This is a genomic window from Aeromonas sp. s7(2024) (genome assembly GCF_040907825.1).
GTDB classification, from domain to species: domain Bacteria; phylum Pseudomonadota; class Gammaproteobacteria; order Enterobacterales; family Aeromonadaceae; genus Aeromonas; species Aeromonas veronii.
Window position 1 is genome coordinate 127,082 of record NZ_JBFOCM010000040.1, and the last position, 22,592, is coordinate 149,673.

Genomic DNA, 22,592 nt, shown 5'->3' on the forward strand with positions numbered 1-22,592 from the left:
AGCGACAGCGATGTTACATCATGGAAAACTGTGGCTGATGGCCCTGTGTGCACTTAGTGTGCCAGCTGTCGCCAGCGATGCTTACTCGGATGATACCGAACTGTTCATCTATGACTTCTCGAAAGCGGGAGATTATCGGCCCAAGGTGCTGATTATCTTCGACAACTCTGGCAGTATGGCCGAAACCATGGCGCTGGAGCGGGAAAAGTATAATCCTGCCACTGTCTACCCAGCGCTGAACCGAGATCCTGATACCAGTAACTCGCTTAATTATATCTATTATTCGACCGATGGTTCTGTGCCCGCCATCAATAGTTCTCGGCGTTTTCGCGACAGCATCAATGCTTGCGCCTCATCAAAGACCCCCCTAAGCACGGTCGGTTATTTTCAGTCCCAAGTCTGGACGTATGTCTATTCAAGTTATCGCAATGGATTACCTCGTCAGGGGGATTGGGAGACCATCTCTGGCGAGTACGAAGATGACATCACCATTGTCGACTGCAAGCAGGATATTCAGAACCGCAATCCTGCCAATCCTTTCAACGGAACGCTGGAGGTGGGGGCTGTCGGCGATGGTTATCCGGTCGACAAAACCAGCAACACTCGCGGCGAGTGGTATTACACCGCTAATGCCAATAATGCCACATCGGGTAGCAATACCAGTGTAACTCTCTACACGGCCAACTATATTCGCTGGTATTACGGGCCGACGGGTTATGCCGTTGAATCACGCTTGCGTATCGCCAAGGATGCGGTCAAGTCGGTGATCTCCTCCACTCCTGGGGTTGATTTCGGCTTGGCCATCTTCAATACCAACAATAGTACCAGCACCAATGGTGGTAGAGTGGTACGCCGCATTCTCAGTAACGACGATATTGTCGGCACCATTACTGCCGAACAGGACTTGCTCAATACTGTGGAAGACCTGTCGGCTACGACCAATACGCCATTATGTGAAACCCTCTATGAGGCTTATCGTTTCTACGGAGGGCAATCTGTACTGTATGGCAAGCAAGGTGGTACGCGGGACAAGCTTGCTGAAGATCCGGAAGGTACTTACACCTCGCCTTATGACAAATGTTCAAATAATGGCTATGTCATCTATGTCACTGATGGAGCGCCTACCAGCGATACGGCTGCTGATAGTGCAGTAAAAGCGTTGACGGATTCGCTAAGCCCAGATGAACGGGCTGCCTACGGCTCAACTGTGGGATATGGTTCCGGCACTTCCAAGAGCTATCTGGCAGCGATGGCTGGCTACATGAAGAACAAGGATGTAAACACTTCATCGCCCGGCAAGCAGACTGTTACCACGTTTACCGTGGGATTTGGTGATGACGCGATCTCTGGGGCGGGCAATCTGCTGGCAGAAACGGCGAGACGTGGAGGCGGTCAATATTACCCTGCGGTCAGTGCTGAAGCGCTCACTCAGGCGTTGCGGTCTTCCCTGTTAGCCATTTTGCGGATAAACACCTCTCTGGTGTCGCCAGCTATCACCACTAACAACTTTGACCGGACTCGCAGCCTCAATAATATCTATTACGCCATGTTCGAGCCTGATACCGGGCCGCGCTGGAAGGGTAACCTGAAGAAGCTGGTTTTGTCTGGTGATGGGTATGTGGCAGATGTTAACGGTTTGCCCGCCATCAAGGTAGATGGTTCCATTCTGGATCAGGCTCAGACCTATTGGTCATCGGAACGGGATGGCAATCTGGTTGCCAAGGGCGGCGTGCAGGCCATGTTGGCAGAGAAGACCAATCGTAATCTTTATGTGATCAATACGGTTGCATCGCCCAAGCGATTGGACGCTTTTAACAAAGCCAATTTGGTGTCGATCGCAGGCTCTGCCGACAATTTGGCCAGCTACATGCGGTTGGCCAGTGCCACCGAGCTTGACGGACAGATCGACTGGACAAAAGGTGTCGATGTGGACGATGAAGATTATGATGCCAGTACCACTATTCGGCCGTACATAGTGGGAGACCCCCTGCACTCTCGTCCTTTGGTGGTCAATTATGGTTGCTCCATTGCTTCAGGCCAGAGCACCTGTACTCCTGACTTGCGGATCCTGATGGGAACCAATGCTGGTTTCCTGCATATGTTCAAAGATCTCGGTAGTACGGTTGATGAAAGCTGGGCCATGATCCCCTATGAACTGTTGCCCAGGCAAGAAGCTCTACGTCTCAATGCCGAGTCTGGCGATCATATCTACGGTGTTGATGCTTCACCGGTTGCGTTGATCAAGGATGCCAATAGGAATGGTGTTATCAAGGCATCAGAGGGAGACTTTGTCTGGCTGCTTTTCGGTTTGCGAGGGGGGGGGGGTAGCTACTATGCACTCGATATTACCAATCCAGATGCCCCCAGTTTGAAATGGACGATCAATAGTCAGACTGTGGGCTTCTCATTACTGGGGGAAACCTGGTCAGTACCGGAGGTGGCTTATATTCCTTGGGATGCTCCTCCGAGCAACAAGCGATTGGTGATGGTTTTTTCCGGTGGTTACGATGTCAATAAGAGTAAAGTCGGGATAGGTAGCTCTGACAGCAAGGGTATGGGCGTCTACATGGTCGATGCCAATAGTGGTGCTCTTGTGTTCAGCGCAACACCTGGAGCTGGCTCCAGTACCAACAAGCAGGTGACTGCGATGGTTGATAGCATGCCGGGGTCAGTTTCCACTCTAGACAGTGATGGTGATGGGAAAACTGACCGAATTTATGCTGGTGATACAGGCGGCAATATCTGGCGCCTGGATATGCCTTCAACCAGTACTAGCTCCTGGAGTATTTTCAAGTTTGCCAGTCTTGGGTCTGATGATGTACAGGCTAATGACCGCCGCTTTTTCACTCAGCCTGTATTGGTACGTACTATAAACAAGCAAGTGACCAAGACGGTAATTAGTGGCGAAGATTATTTCTCGTTCAAAGATAGGCCATTCGATGCAGTGCTGATTGGTTCTGGTGATCGAAACCGCCCATCGTCCGAGTCTACCGTGCAAAACGCCTATTTTATGTTGCGTGACTACGGGGTAGTTACCAAGAGTTATAACACTGCTGCTCCAGCCCCTATCACGATGACGGACTTGTATGACGTATCGGTTGATCCTCTGGCTGGTGTCACGGACACCAATGACCAGCTTAGTTTGAGAGCTGCCATTACCAGTAAATTGGGTTGGAAATATTGGCTAGCCGAGTCAGGAGAGAAGTCGATGGGGTCTGGGGTTGTGCTGCAAGGCAAGCTCTATTTCACCTCTTTTTTGCCGCAGGTTCAGTCATTCGAGGAGTGTACGATCCAGTCGATAGGCGCCATGCGGCAGTATATGGTCGACATGCATTACGGTACCTCTTTCAAATATGTGCTGGATCAGGATGGTAATGAAATCCCGGAACGCTATGTGGAAGTCAATAACAAGGTGGCCGATGATCTAGTGATCCATGCTGGTGATGATTCAAAGATCCGGATTATTGGTGGTGCCCCGGGTGAAGAGGTGATTCTCAAAGACGAAGGAGAAGGGGTTCCTGAGCGCTGTACCGGCGAGGGGGAGTGTTCGGAAGGGGCGGAGGAGGCTGAAATGGATATGACGCCCAAGAAAATATACCTGTATGAGGATGAGTCACAATGAAAATGATCCTCTGGCTGATGGCGTTGTTAAATGCAGTCAATGTCTATGCTGTCGTGGATAGAAAATGCTATGTCGAGTTGGCAAATGATACCTATGTCGTTATTCAGGGAACGATAAAGGATAGCCAGAGTGTTGAAATCGTCTTTCAAAAGAAAGGTTTTGAACTGAATGGGCAACTCCTGATGGTGAAGAGAGTTATCGAGTGTCAGCCAACCGAGCAGCCATTCAATCTTGAGGCTGCGCAACGGCAAGAGAAACTGCAGCCAAGATAGTGGTCAAGGGCAAATGCTGGTGGTTTCGGATTTACTGCTGCGACCTGATGCTGCGATTACAACATCAACTCTGGGTTCTTCGCTGATGCAGACCCTTACGGTCATATTGGTACCTAGGCTGGTTCCATCAGCAGCAAACAAGACTCGGGGTCTGGTTGAACTGATGGTGGCATCTGGAGTAAAAGCTGGTGTGCGTGCGAGTTCTACTTCCCCTTCGTCCAGCTCGGCATTACCGTCATCATCGATGAAAACCAATAATTGAACCGGATCCTGTTCAACACACTCGTTATTGTTGTTTATTAGGCATGCGGTGACGGTTTGTTGGTCACTGATAGCGTGGGTGCGCGCAAAGCGCAGGAGCTTAATCAACCGCTCGCTTTCATAGTTAGCCGTGCTGTCTTTGAGCAGAGAGCCCAAAGAAGGAATACCAATCCCCAACAGAATGACGCCCAGCGCAATGGCTATCATCAACTCCATCAGGGTAAATCCGGCGTTTTTCATATCTGCGAAGGCCTGTCGTTCCGTGACTATGTACAGCTTATCCTTCCCGCTGGTTGCTGTCACACGGTTACGCCTGTCTTGAACTGGCAGATTGCCCCCCTTTTCTTTATCATTCCCCATCATTTTCGAATACAAGATGCATCGCCATGGCAAAAGCCCTCTCTCTGATGCTTGCCCAGTTGAATCTGACGGTAGGCGCCATCGAAGATAACACTGACAAAGTGCTCGCTGCGGCAGCTCAGGCCGAGCAGCAAGGTGCCGATCTGCTGGTCTGCTCCGAGCTGGCCCTGACCGGCTATCCACCGGAAGATCTGCTGCTGCGCGCCGATCTGATGATCCGGGTCGAAGCCGCGTTGGCTCGTGTTGCCGAATGGCAGGGCAACTGTGCCATTTTGGTGGGTCACCCTTGGCGTGAAGGAGAGGCGCTCTACAACGCGGCTTCCCTCTATGAGCAGGGCCAGCTGATTGCCCGTTACTTCAAGCAGGATTTGCCCAACTACGGCGTGTTTGATGAGAAGCGCTACTTTACCGCTGCAAGCGAGACCTGCGTGGTGCCGTTCCGGGGTCACCAGCTGGGGCTGCTCATCTGTGAAGATCTGTGGCAGCCTGGCCCGGCGCTGGCCGCCAAGGCGGCAGGGGCCGAACTGCTGCTCACCATCAACGCCTCGCCCTATGATCAGGAAAAACCCTGGATCCGCCGCGAGCTGATGGCCGAGCGCTGCGATCAGACCGGTCTGCCGCTGGTCTACCTCAATCAGGTCTGCGGTCAGGATGAGCTGATTTTCGATGGCTGCTCCAAGGTGTTCAACAGCCAGGGTGAGTTGACTCACAAGCTGGCCCCGTTTGCCGAAGAGCTGGCGCTGGTACGCTTTGCTGATGGTCAGCCGGTGAAAGAGCGGGAACCGGCGGTGCCGCTTGAGCCATTGGCCGAGACCTATCAGGCGCTGGTGCTGGCAGTGCGCGACTATGTCACCAAGAACGGTTTCCATGGGGCTGTACTGGGTCTCTCCGGCGGTATCGACTCGGCGCTGACGCTGGCCATCGCGGCCGATGCCATCGGGGCCGACAAGGTGCAGGCGGTGATGATGCCGTTCCGCTATACCGCCCAGATGAGCGTGGAGGATGCCAAGGAGCAGGCCGAGCGGATGGGGGTTGAGTTCAACATCATCTCCATCGAGCCTATGTTCGAAGGGTTTATGGCCCAGCTGGCGCCGCTGTTTGAAGGTACCGCCCGCGATACCACCGAAGAGAACCTGCAGGCCCGCTGCCGCGGCGTGCTGCTGATGGCGCTCTCCAACAAGCGTCGTCGTATCGTGCTGACCACCGGTAACAAGAGCGAGATGGCGGTCGGCTATGCCACGCTGTACGGTGACATGGCCGGTGGCTTCGACGTGCTGAAAGATGTGCCCAAAACGCTGGTCTTCAAGCTGTGCGAATATCGCAACTCAGTTGACTATGTGATCCCGCAGCGGGTTATCGACCGTCCTCCTTCAGCGGAGCTGGCGCCGGATCAGGTGGATCAGGACAGCCTGCCGCCATACGAAATCCTCGATGCCATCCTCAAGCGTTATGTGGAAGAGGATGCGTCCGTGGCCGACATGGTGGCAGAAGGGTTCGAGGAAGCGGTAGTGCGCAAGGTGATCCGGCTGGTGGATCTCAATGAATACAAGCGCCGTCAGGCGGCGGTCGGGCCCCGCATTACGGCTCGCAACTTTGGTAAGGATCGCCGTTACCCCATTACATCCGGGTTCGGCAAACAGAACTGGTAAGGAGTCACCATGAAGAAGATTGAAGCCATCATCAAACCGTTCAAGCTGGACGATGTGCGCGAGGCCCTGGCCGAGATCGGCATCAACGGCATGACCGTATCCGAAGTCAAAGGCTTCGGCCGCCAGAAGGGCCATACCGAGCTCTATCGCGGCGCCGAATATATGGTCGACTTCCTGCCGAAAGTGAAGGTGGAGCTGGTGGTGCAGGACGAGGATCTCGATGCTTGCCTGGAAGCGATCCAGAACACCGCCCGTACCGGCAAGATTGGTGATGGCAAGATCTTCGTCTGCGAGGTGGAGCGTGTCATTCGTATCCGTACCGGCGAAGAGAACGAAGACGCGATCTGACCTTGGCTATCTCTTTACCTGACCAGAGGCGTGAAGTGCGGCCTCATTTGATGGGGTGGATGCGCTTGGCGGTGGTCGCCAGCCTGTTGGCTGGCCTGACTGCTTGCAGTACCCGTCCACCGGCCCAGCCGGAGAATCTGTGCCAGATCTTTCGCGAGAAGCCTGACTGGCACAAGGCCGCGCTCAAGATGAATGAGAAGTGGGGGACGCCGATCCATGTGGTGATGGCCATGATGTATCAGGAGTCCTCGTACGTACATGATGCTCAGCCGCCGATGCAGTATTTCCTCTTCATCCCGACCGGGCGGGCCAGTTCGGCTTATGGTTATGCTCAGGTCAAAGATGAAACCTGGGCGGATTACCAGCGGGAAACCGGCAACAGCTGGAGTGACCGCGATGATTTTGCCGACGCCATCGATTTTATGGGTTGGTACACTAACAAAGCCCAGCGGCTAAATGGCACCTCCAAGTGGGATGCCTATGGCCAGTACCTCAACTATCACGAAGGGTGGGGTGGCTACCGGCGTGGCAGCTATCGCAGCAAGGGGTGGTTGATGAAGACCTCTCGCAAGGTGGAAGCTCGCGCCCAGCGCTACGGCGCCCAGTACCGTCAATGCAAGGATCAGCTCTCCCGTGGGGGCTGGTTCTGGTAACCAAATCAGGAGTCAGAAATGCCGTTATTGGACAGTTTTACCGTTGACCACACCCGTATGGAAGCGCCAGCAGTGCGTGTGGCCAAGACCATGCAGACCCCGAACAAGGACACCATTACCGTGTTCGACCTGCGTTTCTGCGTACCGAATCAGGAGATCCTCTCCGAGCGCGGTATCCATACGCTGGAGCACCTGTTCGCCGGTTTTATGCGTGATCACCTGAACGGCAACGGCGTGGAGATCATCGACATCTCCCCCATGGGTTGCCGTACCGGTTTCTACATGAGCCTGATCGGCGCACCGGACGAAGCCCGTGTTGGCGCAGCCTGGCAGGCGGCCATGAGCGACGTGCTGACCGTGCAGGAGCAGGCCAAGATCCCCGAGCTGAACGAGTATCAGTGCGGCACCTACAGCATGCACTCGCTGGAAGAGGCGCACGCCATCGCCCGTCATGTGCTGGAGCGCGGTATCGGCGTCAACCACAACGACGAGCTGGCCCTGCCGGAAGAGAAGCTGAAGAGCCTGTGAGGCTGATGAGCTGTCGCTCATCGGATAACCTCTTCAGGGAATGTTAAAGGAGCCGGTCAGCCATGCTGACCGGCTCTTTCTATCTCGACCGACCGCAAAAATGGGGATGACTTGCTCCCCTTGCCAACTCTGATTAGGATGGTTTTTGACCTGAACCTGTTGGCGGAGGTGTGACGATGAAAGGGATATTGCTGCGTTGGCTGGCCCGTTACGATGCATGGTGCGAGGAGTGGGGGCTCACTCAGGAGAACCGGCGCTGTTGCACGCCGGTTCGTTATGATGATGATTCAAGCAAAGAGCGAGCTTGCGCAGAAGGGGCTGAGCTCAATCAAAATTGCGGGTCACGGCGCCGGTAACGCTGTTGTACTCGAAGCCAAGGCCGTTTCGATAATCCGAGTTGGTCTGGAAGCGGTTGATTGAGTCGCGCAGGATATAGCGGCAGTTATTGTGTTCTTCGTTCGGTTCATCTTCATCTTTATGCTTTGTTTTAATATCGCTGGACAGGTAATCAACCCCTTCTGGAATAACTCCGCTGTTGAGCTCTACACTGGCAACAGTTTGGCTGCCATCTAGCAGGTTATTAAATAGCAGCTCGCAATCCTCAGAATTATTGACCGAGATATGGTTGCCGGAGCCAGTCTGATAGGGGGTGTCTACCGGTTTGTAGTAATCCTCTTTTGTCCCCGCCGGCCAGCCATAGCGGTTGATGTCTATCGTGCTGTTGCCAAAACTGCTCAGGTTATATAGCGCAATCGCTTGCCCCTGCACTTTCACCGCCCATCCAGCATTAGCCAGCTGAACTGCACTGGCAAAGCTGCCTGCGGTCGCCGAGACAGTGCTTTTCAGGGCATCATCCTTGATATTGATAAAGCGGGGCAGGGCGGTGACGGCCAGGATCCCCAGCACTATGATCACCAGCACCAGTTCAATCAGGGTAAAGCCGTTGTTTCTGTTGTTCATCATGTTCAATGACCCATTAAATACCGCAAACAGGTGTGAGTGATATGCAGCTGATAGATACCCATTGCCATCTCGACTTTCCGGTATTCGACCAGGACAGGGAGGCGCTGCTGGCCCGTTGTCGGGCATTAGGGGTGACGGAGTATATCATTCCTGCCATCGCAGAGGATAACTGGACTCGTGTGATGGCACTGGCAGATCAGCATGACGGCCTCTTTTATGGTCTGGGCATTCATCCCTGGTATGCCGGTGAACAGCGGGAGGGGGTGATGGAGCGGCTGCGAACGCTGGTAATGAGCCAGCCTGGCGGGCTGGTGGCCATAGGCGAGTGTGGGCTGGACCTCCGTTCTCACGTGCCGCAGGAGGGGCAGCTTGCGCTGTTTGAGGCTCAGATCCGGCTGGCTGCCGATGTCGGGCTTCCCATGATGATCCACTCGGTGCGTGCCAATGACACTGTGGCCAAGCTGTTGCGCCGCTTCAAGCCGCCTCGTGGCGGGGTGATCCATGCTTTCAGCGGTTCGTTGCAGCAGGCGGAGGCCTTCTGGCAACTGGGCTTTCGACTCGGGGTGGGCGGGGTAATCAGTTTTGAACGGGCGAACAAGACGCGAGAGGTATTTCGGGCCATGCCGCTCGAGGCCCTGGTGCTGGAAACCGATTCGCCCGATATGCCGTTGCAAGGCGCACAAGGCACCCGGAATACCCCGGAAGCGCTGCCGAAAATAGCGGAAATATTGATGACCTTGCGGGAGGAATCATCGGCAGATGTTGCCAAGGTGTTACTTGAAACTGCCAGGCATATTTTCCATCACGACCAATAGCTACGAAACAAATTCGCAACACCTGATTTAGTTGTCAGGAAAAAAAATGAGCGTAAAAATCGTTTGCTGTCTAATTTTGTGACACTTGGACATTTTGATAACGATAAAATGTGACCAGCATTCTATTTTATCGGACTTTAATTAGTATAATGCGCTCCCCTTGATTAGTTGGGTTTAATAACAACTCGCTAACAAGTCAGGTGCTACTAGAGGAAGATAATAATGAATTTGTTCATGGGTCTGGTAGGGATGGCGACGCTCGTCCTTATCGCGGTGCTGTTCTCCAGCAATCGCAAGGCAATCAACGTCCGTACCGTTGTCGGTGCGTTCGCAATTCAAGCCGGTCTGGGGGCGTTTGTTCTCTATGTTCCGGTTGGTCGCGATATCCTGGTCGGCGTGTCCGACGCGGTATCCAGCGTGATCAGCTACGGCCAGAACGGGATCGACTTCCTGTTTGGCGGTCTGGTCAGCAACAAGATGTTTGAAGTGTTCGGTGGCGGCGGCTTTGTCTTTGCCTTCCGTGTTCTGCCGGTCATCATCTTCTTCTCTTCCCTGATTGCAGTGCTCTACTACCTGGGCATCATGCAGATGGTCATCAAGTTGCTGGGCGGCGGTCTGCAGAAAGTACTGGGTACTTCCCGCACCGAATCCCTGTCTGCAACTGCCAACATCTTCGTCGGTCAGACCGAAGCGCCGCTGGTGGTTCGTCCCTACATCTCCAAGATGACTGACTCCGAGCTGTTCGCCGTCATGTGTGGTGGTCTGGCCTCCGTTGCCGGTTCCGTACTGGCCGGTTACGCCTCCATGGGCGTGAAGATGGAGTACCTGATTGCTGCCTCCTTCATGGCTGCTCCGGGTGGTCTGCTGTTCGCCAAGCTGCTGGTTCCCGAAACCGAGACCCCGAACTACGACGAAAGCTCTGCCGATGCCGAGCTGGATGACAAGCCTGCCAACGTCATTGACGCTGCTGCTGCTGGCGCCTCTGCCGGTATGCAACTGGCCCTGAACGTCGGCGCCATGCTGCTGGCTTTCATCGGTCTGATCGCCATGATCAACGGCATCTTCTCCGGTGTGGGTGGCTGGTTCGGTTATCCGCAACTCTCTCTGGAACTGCTGCTGGGCTGGATCTTCTCCCCGCTGGCCTTCCTGATCGGTGTGCCCTGGAATGAAGCAGTGGTTGCCGGTTCCTTCATCGGTCAGAAGCTGGTAGTGAACGAGTTCGTGGCTTATCTGAACTTCGCTCCGTACCTGAAAGACGAAGTGCTGATCAACGGTGTGGCCATGTCCGATCACACCAAGGCGATCATCTCCTTCGCGCTGTGTGGTTTTGCCAACCTCTCCTCTGTTGCCATCCTGCTGGGTGGTCTGGGGTCCATGGCGCCGAACCGCCGCGGTACCATTGCACGCTTTGGTCTGAAAGCCGTACTGGCTGGCTCTCTGTCCAACCTGATGTCTGCCACTATCGCAGGCTTCTTCCTGGCACTGTCCGGCATGTAATCGCCGCCTGACTGACAGGGTATAAACACGAACGCCACGGCATCTGCCGTGGCGTTCGCGTATGGAGCGGTGACAACCGTTTTCCTATCTAAACTAATAATAAAATGAGTCAAATCGGAGGTTATATGAATGAAGTGCTACTGGCGATGGTGGCCGGCTTTATAGTTGGTTTGTTGTTTTCTTTCCTCAAATTGCCGATCCCGGCGCCTCCTGTTTTATCCGGGGTAATGGGGATCGTCGGGGTCTATCTGGGGGGATTGGCCTACTCCTGGATCCTGACTCGTTTCTTTTCGTAAGGCTTTTTTAGACCTGGATTTGCCAGATGTGAGGTACCTCTGAAATTGGCAAATCCGGCTTGCAAACAGGGGGTATCTCGGCTGAAATAGGCGTTGCCAGCAGGGTGCTGGCAATGACTAATACTCGATGAAATCGGGTGTTGGCGGTCAAATGGAATTGATTGGGAAGTCGGGTCAGATGTTGTCGGCCTTTCTCAAGTCTTCATGGAACCAAGTCCGCACTTTTGTAAGAAAGTGACAGGGCTCTTGCCTTATTTACAGTCGCAGTGCCTGCAGGGTGTTTTGAATAGCATCCCGATAGTGCCGGTGCCTTCGCACTGTAATTCCATTCCCGTATAGCTGGGGATTACTGCCTGTGCATCCATCGCTGGATGGTATGGTGGTGCCCGGTTATCTGGATTAAATCGAGACTTTGGAGAACAGAATGACTGATCTGAAAGTGGCCGCTCAGCGCGCCCTGAACTTGATGGACCTGACCACCCTGAACGATGACGACACCGATCAGAAGGTGATCGACCTGTGCCATAAGGCCAAGTCACCGGCTGGCCTGACCGCCGCCGTCTGCATCTACCCCCGTTTTATCCCTATCGCTCGCAAGACCCTGCGTGAGATCGGCGCAGCCGACGTACGCATTGCGACCGTGACCAACTTCCCGCACGGCAACGACGACATCGAGATCGCCGTGGCCGAGACCCGTGCCGCAGTCGCCTACGGTGCCGACGAAGTGGACGTGGTGTTCCCGTATCGCGCCTTCATGGCTGGCAATGAACAGATCGGTTTTGATCTGGTCAAAGCCTGTAAAGAGGCCTGTGGTGCCAAGGTGTTGCTGAAAGTGATCATCGAGACCGGCGAGCTGAAAGAAGAGGCGCTGATCCGTCGCGCTTCCGAAATTTGTATCGATGCCGGTGCCGACTTCATCAAGACCTCCACCGGCAAGGTGCCGGTCAATGCAACCCCGGAAGCGGCGCGGATCATGATGGAAGTGATCAAGGCCAAGAATCCGAAAGTCGGCTTCAAGCCAGCTGGTGGCGTGAAAGACGCAGCCGTTGCCGGTCAGTACCTGGCCATGGCCGAAGAGATCCTCGGCAACGACTGGGTATCCGCCCGTACCTTCCGCTTTGGTGCATCCAGCCTGCTGGCCAGTCTGCTGGCCACTCTGGGGCATGGCGACAAGCCGGCCAACACCAGCGGTTACTAATAGGTTGATGAGAGGGCGGACGGCTGTCCGCCCTGTTAGCCCCCACCATGCGGTGTGCGGGCAAGGATTCAGGCTTGTGTAACGCCAGCAATGGCGGAGGGAATGAAAGATGTTTTTGCCTCAAGAAATTATTCGCAAGAAGCGCAACGGTGAAGCGCTCAGTACCCAAGAAATTCAATTCTTCGTTCAGGGCATTACCAACAACACCATCGGCGAGGGGCAGATCGCCGCGCTGGCGATGGCGGTCTACTTCAAAGACATGACCATGGATGAGCGGGTTGCCCTGACCTGCGCCATGCGCGATTCCGGCATGGTACTGACCTGGGATCACCTCAATCTGGGTGGCCCGATTGTCGACAAGCACTCCACCGGCGGTGTGGGTGATGTGGTTTCCCTGATGCTTGGCCCGATGGTCGCTGCGTGCGGCGGTTTCGTGCCGATGATCTCCGGCCGTGGCCTGGGCCACACCGGCGGCACCCTCGACAAACTGGACGCCATTCCCGGCTACCAGACCTCGGTCGACAACGACCGTTTCCTGAAAGTGGTGAAAGAGGCGGGTGTCGCCATCATCGGCCAGACCGGCGATCTCGCCCCGGCCGACAAGCGTATCTATGCGGTACGGGACATCACCGCCACCGTTGAATCCATCGCCATGATCACCGGCTCCATCCTCTCCAAGAAGCTCGCCTCCGGGCTCGAAGCGCTGGTGATGGATGTGAAAGTGGGCTCCGGCGCCTTTATGCCGACCTTCGAAGCCTCCGAAGAGCTGGCCAAGAGCATTGTGGCCGTGGCCAACGGTGCCGGTTGCCGCACCTCTGCGCTCTTGACCGATATGAACCAGGTGCTGGCCTCCAGCGCCGGTAACGCGGTGGAAGTGCGTGAAGCGGTGCGCTACCTGACCGGTGAATACCGCAACCCGCGCATCCACGCCGTGACCATGGCACTGTGTGCCGAGATGCTGATCTCCGCCGGCCTGGCCAGCGATGACGGCGAGGCCCGCCGCAAGCTGCAGGCGGTGCTGGACAACGGCAAGGCGGCCGAGATCTTCGGTCGCATGGTGACTGGCCTCGGCGGCCCGGCCGATTTTATGGAGCGTTACGACGCTTACCTGCCCAAAGCCGCCATCGTGCGCCCGGTCTTCGCGGCCAACAGCGGTTTCGTGACCGCCATGGATACCCGCGAGCTGGGTCTGGCCGTGGTCGCCATGGGCGGTGGTCGCCGCGCTGCCGGTGACAAACTTGATTATGCGGTCGGTCTGACCGACTTTATCCGCCTGGGTCAAAGCGTTGATGCTGACAAGCCGATCGCGATGATCCACGCTCAGACTGAAGAGCAATATGCTCAGGCTGCCAGCATGGTGCAGGCGGCTGTCCGGATTGGTGGCGAGCGGCCGGAGGCACTGCCTGAAGTGTACCGCCGTATCACCCTGGCCGATTTGTAACAAGGGGAAGACCCATGAAACGTACCTTTATTCTGATGATGGACTCTTTCGGTATTGGCGCTGCTGCCGACGCCGACAAGTTCGGAGATGTGGGCGCCAACACCCTTGGCCATATCGCCAAGGCGTGTGCGGCAGGTGAAATTGCAGGCCGTGGCGCCCTCAATCTGCCGAACCTCAACAAGCTGGGTCTGGGCCACGCCTGCGAGCAGGCCTCCGGCTACTTCCCGGAAGGGCTGAAGAAAGATATCGAGGTGGTCGGTGCCTACGGCTTTGCTCAGGAGCTCTCCTCCGGCAAGGATACCCCGTCCGGTCACTGGGAGATCGCCGGTGTGCCCGTGCTGTTCGAGTGGGGCTACTTCAAGGATCACCACAACAGCTTCCCGCAGGAGCTGCTGGACGCCATCGTCGAGAAGGCCGGTCTGCCGGGTTATCTGGGCAACTGCCACGCCTCCGGTACCCAGGTGCTGGACGATCTGGGCGAAGAGCACATGAAGACCGGCAAGCCGATCCTCTACACCTCTGCCGACTCCGTGTTCCAGATTGCCTGCCACGAAGAGACCTACGGCCTCGAGAAGCTCTATGAGCTGTGCCACATCGTGCGCGAGCTGCTGGAGCCCTACAACATCGGCCGCGTGATTGCGCGTCCGTTCGTAGGTACTGGCAAGGGCAACTTCAAGCGCACCGGCAACCGTCACGACTACTCAGTGCTGCCGCCGGCGCCGACCGTGCTGGATTACATGAAAGATGCGGGCGGTCAGGTAGTCTCCATCGGCAAGATTGCCGACATCTATGCCCAGCAGGGCATCACCAAGCAGGTGAAAGGGACCGGCCTGACCGAGCTGTGGGATCGCACGCTGGAAGAGGTGAAAGCGGCCGGTGACAACACCATCGTCTTCACCAACTTTGTGGACTTCGACTCCTCCTACGGCCACCGCCGTGATGTTGCCGGTTATGCCGGTGCGCTGGAGTATTTCGATTCCCGCCTGCCGGAGCTGTTTGATCTGCTGCAAGATGGCGACGTGGTGGTGCTGACTGCCGACCACGGCTGTGACCCGACCTGGGGTGGCACCGACCACACCCGCGAATACATTCCGGTGCTGTTCTTCGGCAAGCCGGTCAAGGCCGGCTCCGTCGGTCGTCGCGAGACCTTTGCCGATATCGGCCAGAGCATCGCGGCTTACCACGGTCTGCCGAAACTGGCATACGGTACCAGCTTCCTGTAATTTACCCGCCCGCCACTTCGGCGGCGGGCAATTTATAAAACAATAAAACTCAACCTGTGTGAAGGAATCAAGAGAATGGCAACTCCTCATATCAATGCGAAAGATGGCGCCTTTGCTGATACCGTGCTGATGCCGGGCGACCCCCTGCGCGCCAAGTACATCGCTGAAACTTTCCTGGAGAACGTCGAGCAGATCTGCGACGTGCGCAACATGTTCGGGTTCACCGGTACCTACAAGGGCCGTCGTATCTCCGTCATGGGTCACGGCATGGGTATCCCGTCCTGCTCCATCTACGCAAAAGAGCTGATCACCGATTACGGTGTGAAGACCCTGATCCGCGTGGGCTCCTGCGGTGCCGTACGTGAAGACGTGAAACTGCGTGACGTGGTGATCGGTATGGGTGCCTGCACCGACTCCAAAGTAAACCGTCTGCGCTTCAAGGATCACGACTTCGCTGCCATCGCCGACTTCGACCTGGTTGCCAATGCCGTGCAGGCCGCCAAGAACAAGGGCGTTGCCGTGCGCGTCGGTAACATCTTCTCCGCCGACCTGTTCTACACTCCGGACCCCTCCATGTTCGACGTCATGGAAAAATACGGCATCCTGGGTGTCGAGATGGAAGCCGCCGGTATCTACGGCGTGGCCGCAGAGTACGGTGCCAAGGCGCTGACCATCTGCACCGTCTCCGACCATATCCGTACCGGTGAGCAGACCACCTCTGAAGAGCGTCAGCTGACCTTCAACGACATGATCGAAATCGCACTGGATTCCGTCCTGTTGGGCGACAAGTAATTCCCTCGCGAATAAGAAACGGCGGCCTTCTGGCCGCCGTTTTTGTATCTGCTCTCTGGTTGCGCCATCAGTTTTCCGGAGGCGACGCGGGGGGCGTACTCTTTTTCTTGTGCTTGCGCACCCGCATGTAGTTGCGGCGCACGCCATAGGAGATGAGCACCCCGGCCAGCAGGGCGACCAGCAGCATCAGTCGCTGTTTCTCCTGCACCACCTTGAGCCGGGTGTCCTTGTCTGCCAGCATCTGCTGCTCTTCCAGAGTGATACGCAGGAAGCCGATGGTCTGCTCGCCATCCCGGATCTCCTGCACGAACTGGATCCGCCCCTTGCCCTGCTCCGGCAGTGACTTGTTATCGCTGCCGATGGGCAGCAGGCTCTCCAGCGGCACCGCCTGCTCAGATTGGGCGAGGGGAATGCCGCGTCCGTCGTAGAGGGTGGCATCGAGGATTTCCGGCTCCGCCGCAAGATCCCGCGCCAGCCGCTCCAGCTCGCTGCTGTTGTCCTCCTTGATCCAGCGTTTCATGTCGCGGGCGGCATAGGCGACCAGCGCCTGTGCCCGGTTGCGCGCTTCGCTGTGCAGCGAGGCCTGGCTTTCACCCTGCATATGAATGAGCACACCGAGCACCCAGCATCCGAGCAGGATACCGGCACCCAGGCTGAGAACACGTTTGATGGGAAGATGACGCTGCAAGCGCGAGACCTCATGGTAACAAGGAGTGGCGGGATCTTGGCGCTTGCCTGTACAAAAAGCAATACGCTACTCTGGGCCAGCATTGTTAACCCCCTGATCACCAAGGAAGGCGTATCCCTTATGTTGTTGTCCCGGCTCCCCCCTCTGTTATCCGATTGGCCCGCGTTGTTGTCAGGCTCACCCTGTTGGCAGCTCAACGCAGATGCGTTGCAACCGACAGAGACTCCGCAGACGGGCGGCTGGTTGGTGCTGTTTGGCAAGGGGCTGGGTGCCTCCCATCTGGCGCGCCTGTCGCCACTGTTGGCTGCGCAGGAGTTGGCGGCCACCCTCTATCCTCCCACCGAGGTGGCAGGCGTGCCGTTGCTGCTGCTTGGCTGCGATCGCTTCTCTGCCGAGTTGGTGGCCGAGCTCAAGAGCGGTGAGTGGGAGATCGATCTCTGCCATCTGCCCGCGCTACCGACCCTGAACGAGCCCGGCCTGCTGGTGATGGACATGGATTCCACCGCGATCCGCATCGAGTGTATAGACGAGATTGCCCGCCTTGCCGGGGTTGGCGAGCAGGTGGCGGCAGTAACGGCCGCAGCCATGCAGGGCAAGCTGGAGTTTTCCGACAGCCTGCGCAATCGGGTGGCCCTGCTGGCTGGGGCGCCGGTCGCCATCCTCGACGAGGTGGCGGCATGGATGCCCTGGATGCCGGGCTTGCAGCTGATGGTCGATACCCTCAAAGGGGCGGGTTGGAAGGTGGCCATCGCCTCCGGTGGTTTTACCCGTTTTGCTGGCCAGTTGCAGCGCGAGCTGGGGCTCGATGCCATCTTCGCCAACGAGCTGGCGGTGGAGGGGGGCCAGCTGACCGGCAAGGTGAGTGGGCGCATCGTCGATGCCAGCGTCAAGGCCGAGGTGTTGCAGCAGCTTGCTCAGGAGTACGGCATTGCTGCCGCCCAGACTGTGGCCATCGGCGATGGTGCCAACGATCTCAAGATGATGGGGGTCGCGGGTCTTGGCATCGCCATTCACGCCAAACCGCTGGTGCGGACGCAGGCAGCGGCCACCCTCAATCATCACGATCTGGAGGGGGTGATCTGCCTGCTGGCGGCGCGGGCCTGCAGCGAGCAGCGTTGGGACAAGCGCTGACAGTGTTTCAAGGAGGAAACCAATAAAAATGGAATTGTTGCAGCAGTCTCTGTTTATCCCCTGTAGTGGCCATCAATTGCATGTTCGCCACATCAAACCCCGGGTCGCCGTGCATGGCGAGCCGATCCTGATGGTGCACGGCGCCATCGAGAACGGGCGGATTTTCTATACCGAATCTGGCAAGGGGCTGGCCTGCTTTCTGGCCCGTCACGGCTATCAGGTCTATGTGGCTGATTTGCGGGGGCGGGGGCTCAGCACTCCTGCCATCGCCGAGCAGGCGGAGCACGGTCAGCATGAGCTGATCACCGAGGATCTGCCCGCCCTGCACCGCTGGATTGCCGAGCGCCATCATGGCTTCAAGGTGCACTGGGTGGCCCACTCCTGGGGCGGTGTCATCATGGCCTCGACCCTGGTGCGCTTCCCCGAGCTGGCGGAACAGGTGGCCAGCCTGCTGTTTTTTGGCACCAAGCGCGGTGTGTCGGTGCACAATCCCGAGCGCTGGCTGAAGGTGGATCTGATCTGGAATCGGCTGGCCCCCTGGCTGGCCCGCCGCCGTGGTTTTCTGGCGGCTCGTACTCTGAAGATCGGTGCTGACGACGAGCCGCTGCGCTATCTGCAGGAGACCATCCCCTGGGTCAAGTGCGGCCCCTGGCAGGATCCTCACGACGGTTTTGCCTATGACGAGGCGGCGGCACGGGTCAACTGGCCACCGCTCTGGATGATTTCGGCCAAAGCGGACAAGGTGCTGGGTCACCCGACCGATGTGCGCCGCTTCAGCGACGAGATGTGTTCGGCCACACGTCACACCCGATTGGGGCGGGACAACGGCAACCGCCTCGATTATGACCACATCAATATGCTGACCGCCCCGCAGGCCCAGGAGGATCACTTTCCCCAGATCCTCGACTGGTTGCTTAACCCGCAGGCGGTATGACAAAAAACAGGGCGCCTCGAGCGCCCTGTTTCATTTCTGTCTGTTTCCGGATCATCAGTTCAGCGGCGGCGTGATGCCAAAGCGGAACAGGGTGGCCTGGGTGGTATCGGTCAGTTCGCCCACCCCCACCACGCTCCATAGCTCCTCTTCCAGCTTGCGCGCCTTGTGGATGGCGAACTTGGCGATGTAGTCCAACTCGTTGGCGATGAAGTTGGTGTCGGGCCGTCCGGTACGGGAGATGCCGACCAGCACCGAGTAGAACTCCCCCTGTTGCTGCGCCAGCTCGATGAACTGACGCTTCTCTTTGACGTTGGCAAAGCTGCTGGCCAGTCGGCTGCTGAAGATGGGCAGGCCGGCCTTGGTCTGGATGCTGGCGATATAGACCTCATCTTCTCTCGGTTTGTCCTCCCGCTCGATGGCTCGCAGCGGGTTCATCAGCAGCTCCTTGAGCAGCTCCCCCTGAAACAGCGGGTAGAGGTTCTCCTGCTCCGGCAGCTCAGCACAGGCTTGCAGCAGCCGCTGCAGACTGCGCGGTTGCAGGGATTTGCCGATGGAGGCCGGTTTGGGCGCGCCTTTCAGCTTGTTGACGTAGACCGGTGAGTTGAACAGGTGGTGGGTATAGATGTTGCGCAGGGCCCGCGCCAGCCCGCGATAGCGGCGCTGCTCCTGCGCCGCCTTGAGCTTGTTCTGGTTGCTCTCGATCAGCAGGCTGAAGAATTGGCGGCCGGTATGGCGATCCGAATCCCCTTCGATGCAGAGGTGCAGCACGGTGCGGGTCATGTTGAGACTGACCAGCCGGTAGGAGAGACGCTGCAGATCCATGCTCTTGGAGAGCTCCTGCAAGCGGGGCAGGGCGATGGTCACCACATCGTTCTTCTCGCCGATAAAGGCATCTTCCAGCTCGATTTGCAGGCCGTGAGTCGAGATGTCGCGGGTCCAGCCGATCCAGGATTTGCCGTTGTGATGGATGGCGACCGCGGTCTTGTGGATGTAGCGCGACTCCTTACGAAGCTGAACATAGTGCAGGGTCTCGATCTCGAACGGGGCAACCCCCTGTTCGTGACCAAAGCGCTGCAGCTCGTTGGCGTTGTTGCTGACCCCTTCCTGATGGAACTCTTCCCGCTGGGACTCCAGGCCGATCTCCTGCAGTAGGCCGCAATAGCCGATCTGCTTGAGCCGCTCGAGCAGCAAGATATCTTGCAACTGCGGGTTGTCCTGCCCCTGCAGTTGCCCCACATCCGCCTCGACCAGATCGCACGCCTCCAGCGTGAACTTGTAGACACGCCAGCTGGGCCGGCGTGAGCCCACCTGGAAGAAGAGGGCGGTGAGGCCACTCTGGCGCAGCTCCTCTGCGGTGGCGGAGAAGAAGTAGATGTGGCTGCGCACCGTGTGGGTAAAGCAGTAGATGATGGTCTCGGTGGTGGTGCCGGGGGCCGGGCAGAGCCGTTTCATCCGCTCTGCGCTGAAAAGCCCCGCGAGGGCATCGCGATTTTTTTCATCGCGCCAATACTCCAGCAGGTGCTGGTTGTTTTCCGTACGCAGGGCTATCTCGAGATTGGGGCTGTCGCCGGTGCCGAAGAAGAGCGGCATGCCGGTCATCCGCGGCAGGTAGAACTGCTCATATCCCTTGATGATGGCGGCGGAGAGCAGATAGTCGACGCTGACCCGATAGCGGATCTTGTTGGCATCGATAAAGTCGCTGAGGAAGGCATCGAAGGCGGGCTGTTCGCCGGAGCGCACCAGTCGCAGCCAGTATTTCCCCTCTTTGCTCTCTTCGCCGAGGATCTGATAGCCGACCGGCTGATGCAGCACAGGATTGGGGGTGTCCCGCTCCAGTCCGGTAAAGAAGACCTCCACCTGGGCGCCGGTGTTATAGCTCGGCAGATAGGGTACCGAGACCCGCATGCCACCCAGCGAGAGATCGGAACTCTTGGCGAACAACTTCTCCCCGTCCTGAAACTTGATCAGCACCGGCGAGCTGAAGTGCATCCGCTCCTGACGGCGGCCGTAGTAGCTGGCAAAGGCGATGGTGTTGACATCATATTGCCGGAAGGGGCTGGCCGGGGGAGACAGCTGACCATCCACGCGGGCGTTGTGGTGCTGCTTTTGCCACTGTTGCAGTGCCTCGTAGACGCCGAGGGTATAGATATCGCGGTAGAGATAGCACTGGGACTGGAACAAGGCTATCGCATCGGCGGGCATGAAGTGAGTGATGCCGTCGAACTCATGCACCAGGCACTCATCCTCCAGCTCATCGCGCATGTCGATGACCCTGCGGCAGGGGGAGCACTTGCGCTTGAGCTCCATCTTGATCAGAAAACGGCTGTTGCTGTTTTCCTCCTGAGTCATGCGGTTGAAGATCTCCTCGAAATCTTTCTCCCGCAGCAAGGGGACGAGTTGTTCAATCAGATGTTGCTGGTGTTCTGAATCCATTTGTTCCTGCCACGGAAAGTCACTTTTCCGATTCTGGGTTTGATCTGTCGGTCGCAAACAAGTATATCAAGCAGGAATTCATCCTGTCCCCGAGTTATCAATGGCCAAAAATAAAACTGCTTATGTTTGTTCCGAATGTGGTGCCGACTTCACACGCTGGCAAGGTCAATGCAGCGAGTGCAAGGAGTGGAATACCATTACCGAGGTGCGCCTCGGTTCGGTGAGTCCCGTTGGCAAGAGTGCCCGTTACACCGGTTATGCCGGCGCGGTCGGCAGTCAGGTACAGACACTGGCAGAGATCGCCACCACCGAAATTCCCCGTTTTACCTCAGGTTTCAAGGAGCTGGATCGGGTGCTTGGTGGCGGTGTGGTGCCCGGCTCGGCCATTCTGATTGGCGGCAACCCGGGGGCGGGCAAGTCGACCCTGTTGCTGCAGACCATGTGTGGTCTCGCAGAGCGGATGAAAACCCTCTATGTCACCGGCGAGGAGTCGCTCCAGCAAGTCGCGATGCGGGCCAACCGCCTTGGGCTACCCACCGACAAGCTGCGGATGCTTTCCGAGACCAGCGTCGAGCAGATCTGCCTGATTGCCCAGCAGGAGCAGCCGCAGATCATGGTGATTGACTCCATTCAGGTGATGCATGTGGCGGATGTGCAATCGTCCCCCGGTTCTGTCTCACAGGTACGCGAAGCGGCAGCGCTGCTGACCCGCTATGCCAAACAGAACCATGTGGCCATCTTCATGGTGGGTCATGTGACCAAGGATGGCAGTCTGGCGGGTCCCAAGGTGCTGGAGCACTGCATCGACTGCTCTGTGCTGCTCGATGGCGGTCATGATTCCCGTTTTCGGACTCTGCGCTCCCACAAGAACCGCTTCGGTGCGGTCAACGAGCTGGGGGTCTTTGCCATGACCGAACAGGGGATGCGCGAGGTGAGCAACCCCTCCGCCATCTTCCTCAGCCGGGGGCAGGAGCAGGCGCCCGGTTCCATCGTCATGGTGATCTGGGAGGGCACCCGACCGCTGCTGGTGGAGTTGCAGGCGCTGGTGGATTACTCCCAGCTCTCCAACCCGCGCCGGGTGGCGGTGGGGATGGATCACAACCGGCTCGCTATGTTGCTGGCGGTGCTGCACCGTCACGGTGGGTTGCAGATGGCGGATCAGGATGTCTTCATCAACGTGGTCGGCGGGGTCAAGGTCGAGGAGACCAGTGCGGACTTGGCGCTGCTGCTGGCGATGGTCTCCAGCTTCCGGGACCAGGCGCTGCCCAAGGATCTGGTGGTGTTCGGCGAAGTGGGCCTTTCCGGTGAAATTCGCCCTGTGCCGTCCGGCCAGGAGCGGTTGCAGGAGGCGGCCAAACACGGTTTTCGTCGTGCCATCGTGCCACACGCCAATGCCCCCAAGCATCCCATCGAAGGGATGGAAGTGGTGCCGGTCAAGAAGCTGTCTGAGGCACTCGAGGCGCTGTAATCCCTCAGCATTGCAATCGA

General features: G+C 57.4%; 20 protein-coding genes. 16 read left to right on the plus strand and 4 right to left on the minus strand.

What is annotated here, in order from left to right:
- Positions 1–10: 10 nt before the first annotated feature.
- Both AB5Y73_RS19380 and tapY2 read left to right on the plus strand, forming a co-directional pair.
- The gene (locus AB5Y73_RS19380; protein WP_107683789.1) at positions 11–3,622 is read left to right on the plus strand and encodes a pilus assembly protein; all 3,612 of its coding nucleotides are present in this window, start codon (positions 11–13) and stop codon (positions 3,620–3,622) included.
- The gene (gene tapY2 / locus AB5Y73_RS19385; protein WP_107683788.1) at positions 3,619–3,894 is read left to right on the plus strand and encodes a type IVa secretion system protein TapY2; all 276 of its coding nucleotides are present in this window, start codon (positions 3,619–3,621) and stop codon (positions 3,892–3,894) included. Before AB5Y73_RS19380 ends, tapY2 begins: the two co-directional genes overlap by 4 nt.
- A 3-nt stretch (positions 3,895–3,897) precedes the next feature.
- Here the strand turns inward: tapY2 and AB5Y73_RS19390 are convergent, their stop codons facing one another.
- Complete coding sequence (locus AB5Y73_RS19390; RefSeq protein WP_272939187.1) at positions 3,898–4,530, minus strand: GspH/FimT family pseudopilin; 633 nt, start codon at positions 4,528–4,530, stop codon at positions 3,898–3,900.
- A gap of 11 nt (positions 4,531–4,541) precedes the next feature.
- On the opposite strand from AB5Y73_RS19390, the gene AB5Y73_RS19395 reads away from it, so the two are divergent.
- The 4 genes from AB5Y73_RS19395 to luxS are packed head-to-tail and all read left to right on the plus strand — an operon-like array spanning position 4,542 to position 7,693.
- Positions 4,542–6,164, plus strand: a complete 1,623-nt coding sequence (locus AB5Y73_RS19395; RefSeq protein WP_107683787.1) for an NAD+ synthase — start codon at positions 4,542–4,544, stop codon at positions 6,162–6,164.
- Positions 6,165–6,173: 9 nt separating this feature from the next.
- Positions 6,174–6,512, plus strand: a complete 339-nt coding sequence (gene glnB, locus AB5Y73_RS19400) for a nitrogen regulatory protein P-II (RefSeq protein WP_005308848.1) — start codon at positions 6,174–6,176, stop codon at positions 6,510–6,512.
- A gap of 59 nt (positions 6,513–6,571) precedes the next feature.
- Positions 6,572–7,165 carry a hypothetical protein gene (locus tag AB5Y73_RS19405; RefSeq protein WP_272939188.1) on the plus strand — a complete coding sequence of 198 codons (594 nt, stop codon included), beginning with the start codon at positions 6,572–6,574 and terminating at the stop codon, positions 7,163–7,165.
- An 18-nt stretch (positions 7,166–7,183) separates the two neighbouring features.
- Entirely contained in the window at positions 7,184–7,693 is a 510-nt protein-coding gene (gene luxS / locus AB5Y73_RS19410; protein WP_101531102.1) for an S-ribosylhomocysteine lyase, read from the plus strand.
- A 324-nt stretch (positions 7,694–8,017) separates the two neighbouring features.
- On the opposite strand, the gene AB5Y73_RS19415 is transcribed toward luxS, so the two are convergent.
- Complete coding sequence (locus tag AB5Y73_RS19415; protein ID WP_107683783.1) at positions 8,018–8,656, minus strand: type II secretion system protein; 639 nt, start codon at positions 8,654–8,656, stop codon at positions 8,018–8,020.
- 41 nt (positions 8,657–8,697) lie between these two features.
- Here AB5Y73_RS19415 and AB5Y73_RS19420 point away from each other — a divergent pair, with 41 nt between their 5' ends.
- The 7 genes from AB5Y73_RS19420 (at position 8,698) to deoD (ending at position 15,918) form a co-directional block, all read left to right on the plus strand.
- Entirely contained in the window at positions 8,698–9,471 is a 774-nt protein-coding gene (locus AB5Y73_RS19420) for a TatD family hydrolase (protein WP_107683782.1), read from the plus strand.
- A 222-nt stretch (positions 9,472–9,693) separates the two neighbouring features.
- Entirely contained in the window at positions 9,694–10,968 is a 1,275-nt protein-coding gene (locus tag AB5Y73_RS19425) for a NupC/NupG family nucleoside CNT transporter (RefSeq protein WP_019445565.1), read from the plus strand.
- 125 nt (positions 10,969–11,093) lie between these two features.
- Entirely contained in the window at positions 11,094–11,264 is a 171-nt protein-coding gene (locus tag AB5Y73_RS19430) for a XapX domain-containing protein (RefSeq protein ID WP_005340467.1), read from the plus strand.
- A gap of 424 nt (positions 11,265–11,688) precedes the next feature.
- A complete protein-coding gene (gene deoC, locus AB5Y73_RS19435) occupies positions 11,689–12,462 on the plus strand; it encodes a deoxyribose-phosphate aldolase (RefSeq protein WP_005341328.1) in 774 nt (257 codons plus the stop codon).
- 109 nt (positions 12,463–12,571) lie between these two features.
- Positions 12,572–13,903: a thymidine phosphorylase gene (gene deoA, locus AB5Y73_RS19440; RefSeq protein WP_107683781.1), complete on the plus strand. Its 1,332-nt coding sequence runs from the start codon at positions 12,572–12,574 to the stop codon at positions 13,901–13,903.
- A 14-nt stretch (positions 13,904–13,917) separates the two neighbouring features.
- A complete protein-coding gene (locus AB5Y73_RS19445; protein WP_107683780.1) occupies positions 13,918–15,126 on the plus strand; it encodes a phosphopentomutase in 1,209 nt (402 codons plus the stop codon).
- Positions 15,127–15,201: 75 nt separating this feature from the next.
- Entirely contained in the window at positions 15,202–15,918 is a 717-nt protein-coding gene (gene deoD / locus AB5Y73_RS19450) for a purine-nucleoside phosphorylase (RefSeq protein ID WP_005340471.1), read from the plus strand.
- Between the two features lie 67 nt (positions 15,919–15,985).
- On the opposite strand, the gene AB5Y73_RS19455 is transcribed toward deoD, so the two are convergent.
- Positions 15,986–16,606 carry a YtjB family periplasmic protein gene (locus AB5Y73_RS19455; RefSeq protein ID WP_181497592.1) on the minus strand — a complete coding sequence of 207 codons (621 nt, stop codon included), beginning with the start codon at positions 16,604–16,606 and terminating at the stop codon, positions 15,986–15,988.
- Between the two features lie 120 nt (positions 16,607–16,726).
- On the opposite strand from AB5Y73_RS19455, the gene serB reads away from it, so the two are divergent.
- Positions 16,727–17,737 (plus strand): phosphoserine phosphatase SerB, encoded by a 1,011-nt coding sequence (gene serB, locus AB5Y73_RS19460; protein WP_279499321.1) that lies wholly within the window; start codon positions 16,727–16,729, stop codon positions 17,735–17,737.
- Positions 17,738–17,765: 28 nt separating this feature from the next.
- A complete protein-coding gene (locus AB5Y73_RS19465) occupies positions 17,766–18,671 on the plus strand; it encodes an alpha/beta fold hydrolase (RefSeq protein WP_368148373.1) in 906 nt (301 codons plus the stop codon).
- 54 nt (positions 18,672–18,725) lie between these two features.
- Here the strand turns inward: AB5Y73_RS19465 and AB5Y73_RS19470 are convergent, their stop codons facing one another.
- Complete coding sequence (locus tag AB5Y73_RS19470; protein WP_181497589.1) at positions 18,726–21,104, minus strand: PilZ domain-containing protein; 2,379 nt, start codon at positions 21,102–21,104, stop codon at positions 18,726–18,728.
- A 100-nt stretch (positions 21,105–21,204) separates the two neighbouring features.
- Here AB5Y73_RS19470 and radA point away from each other — a divergent pair, with 100 nt between their 5' ends.
- Positions 21,205–22,572, plus strand: a complete 1,368-nt coding sequence (gene radA, locus AB5Y73_RS19475) for a DNA repair protein RadA (protein ID WP_107683776.1) — start codon at positions 21,205–21,207, stop codon at positions 22,570–22,572.
- The last annotated feature ends 20 nt before the right edge of the window (positions 22,573–22,592 follow it).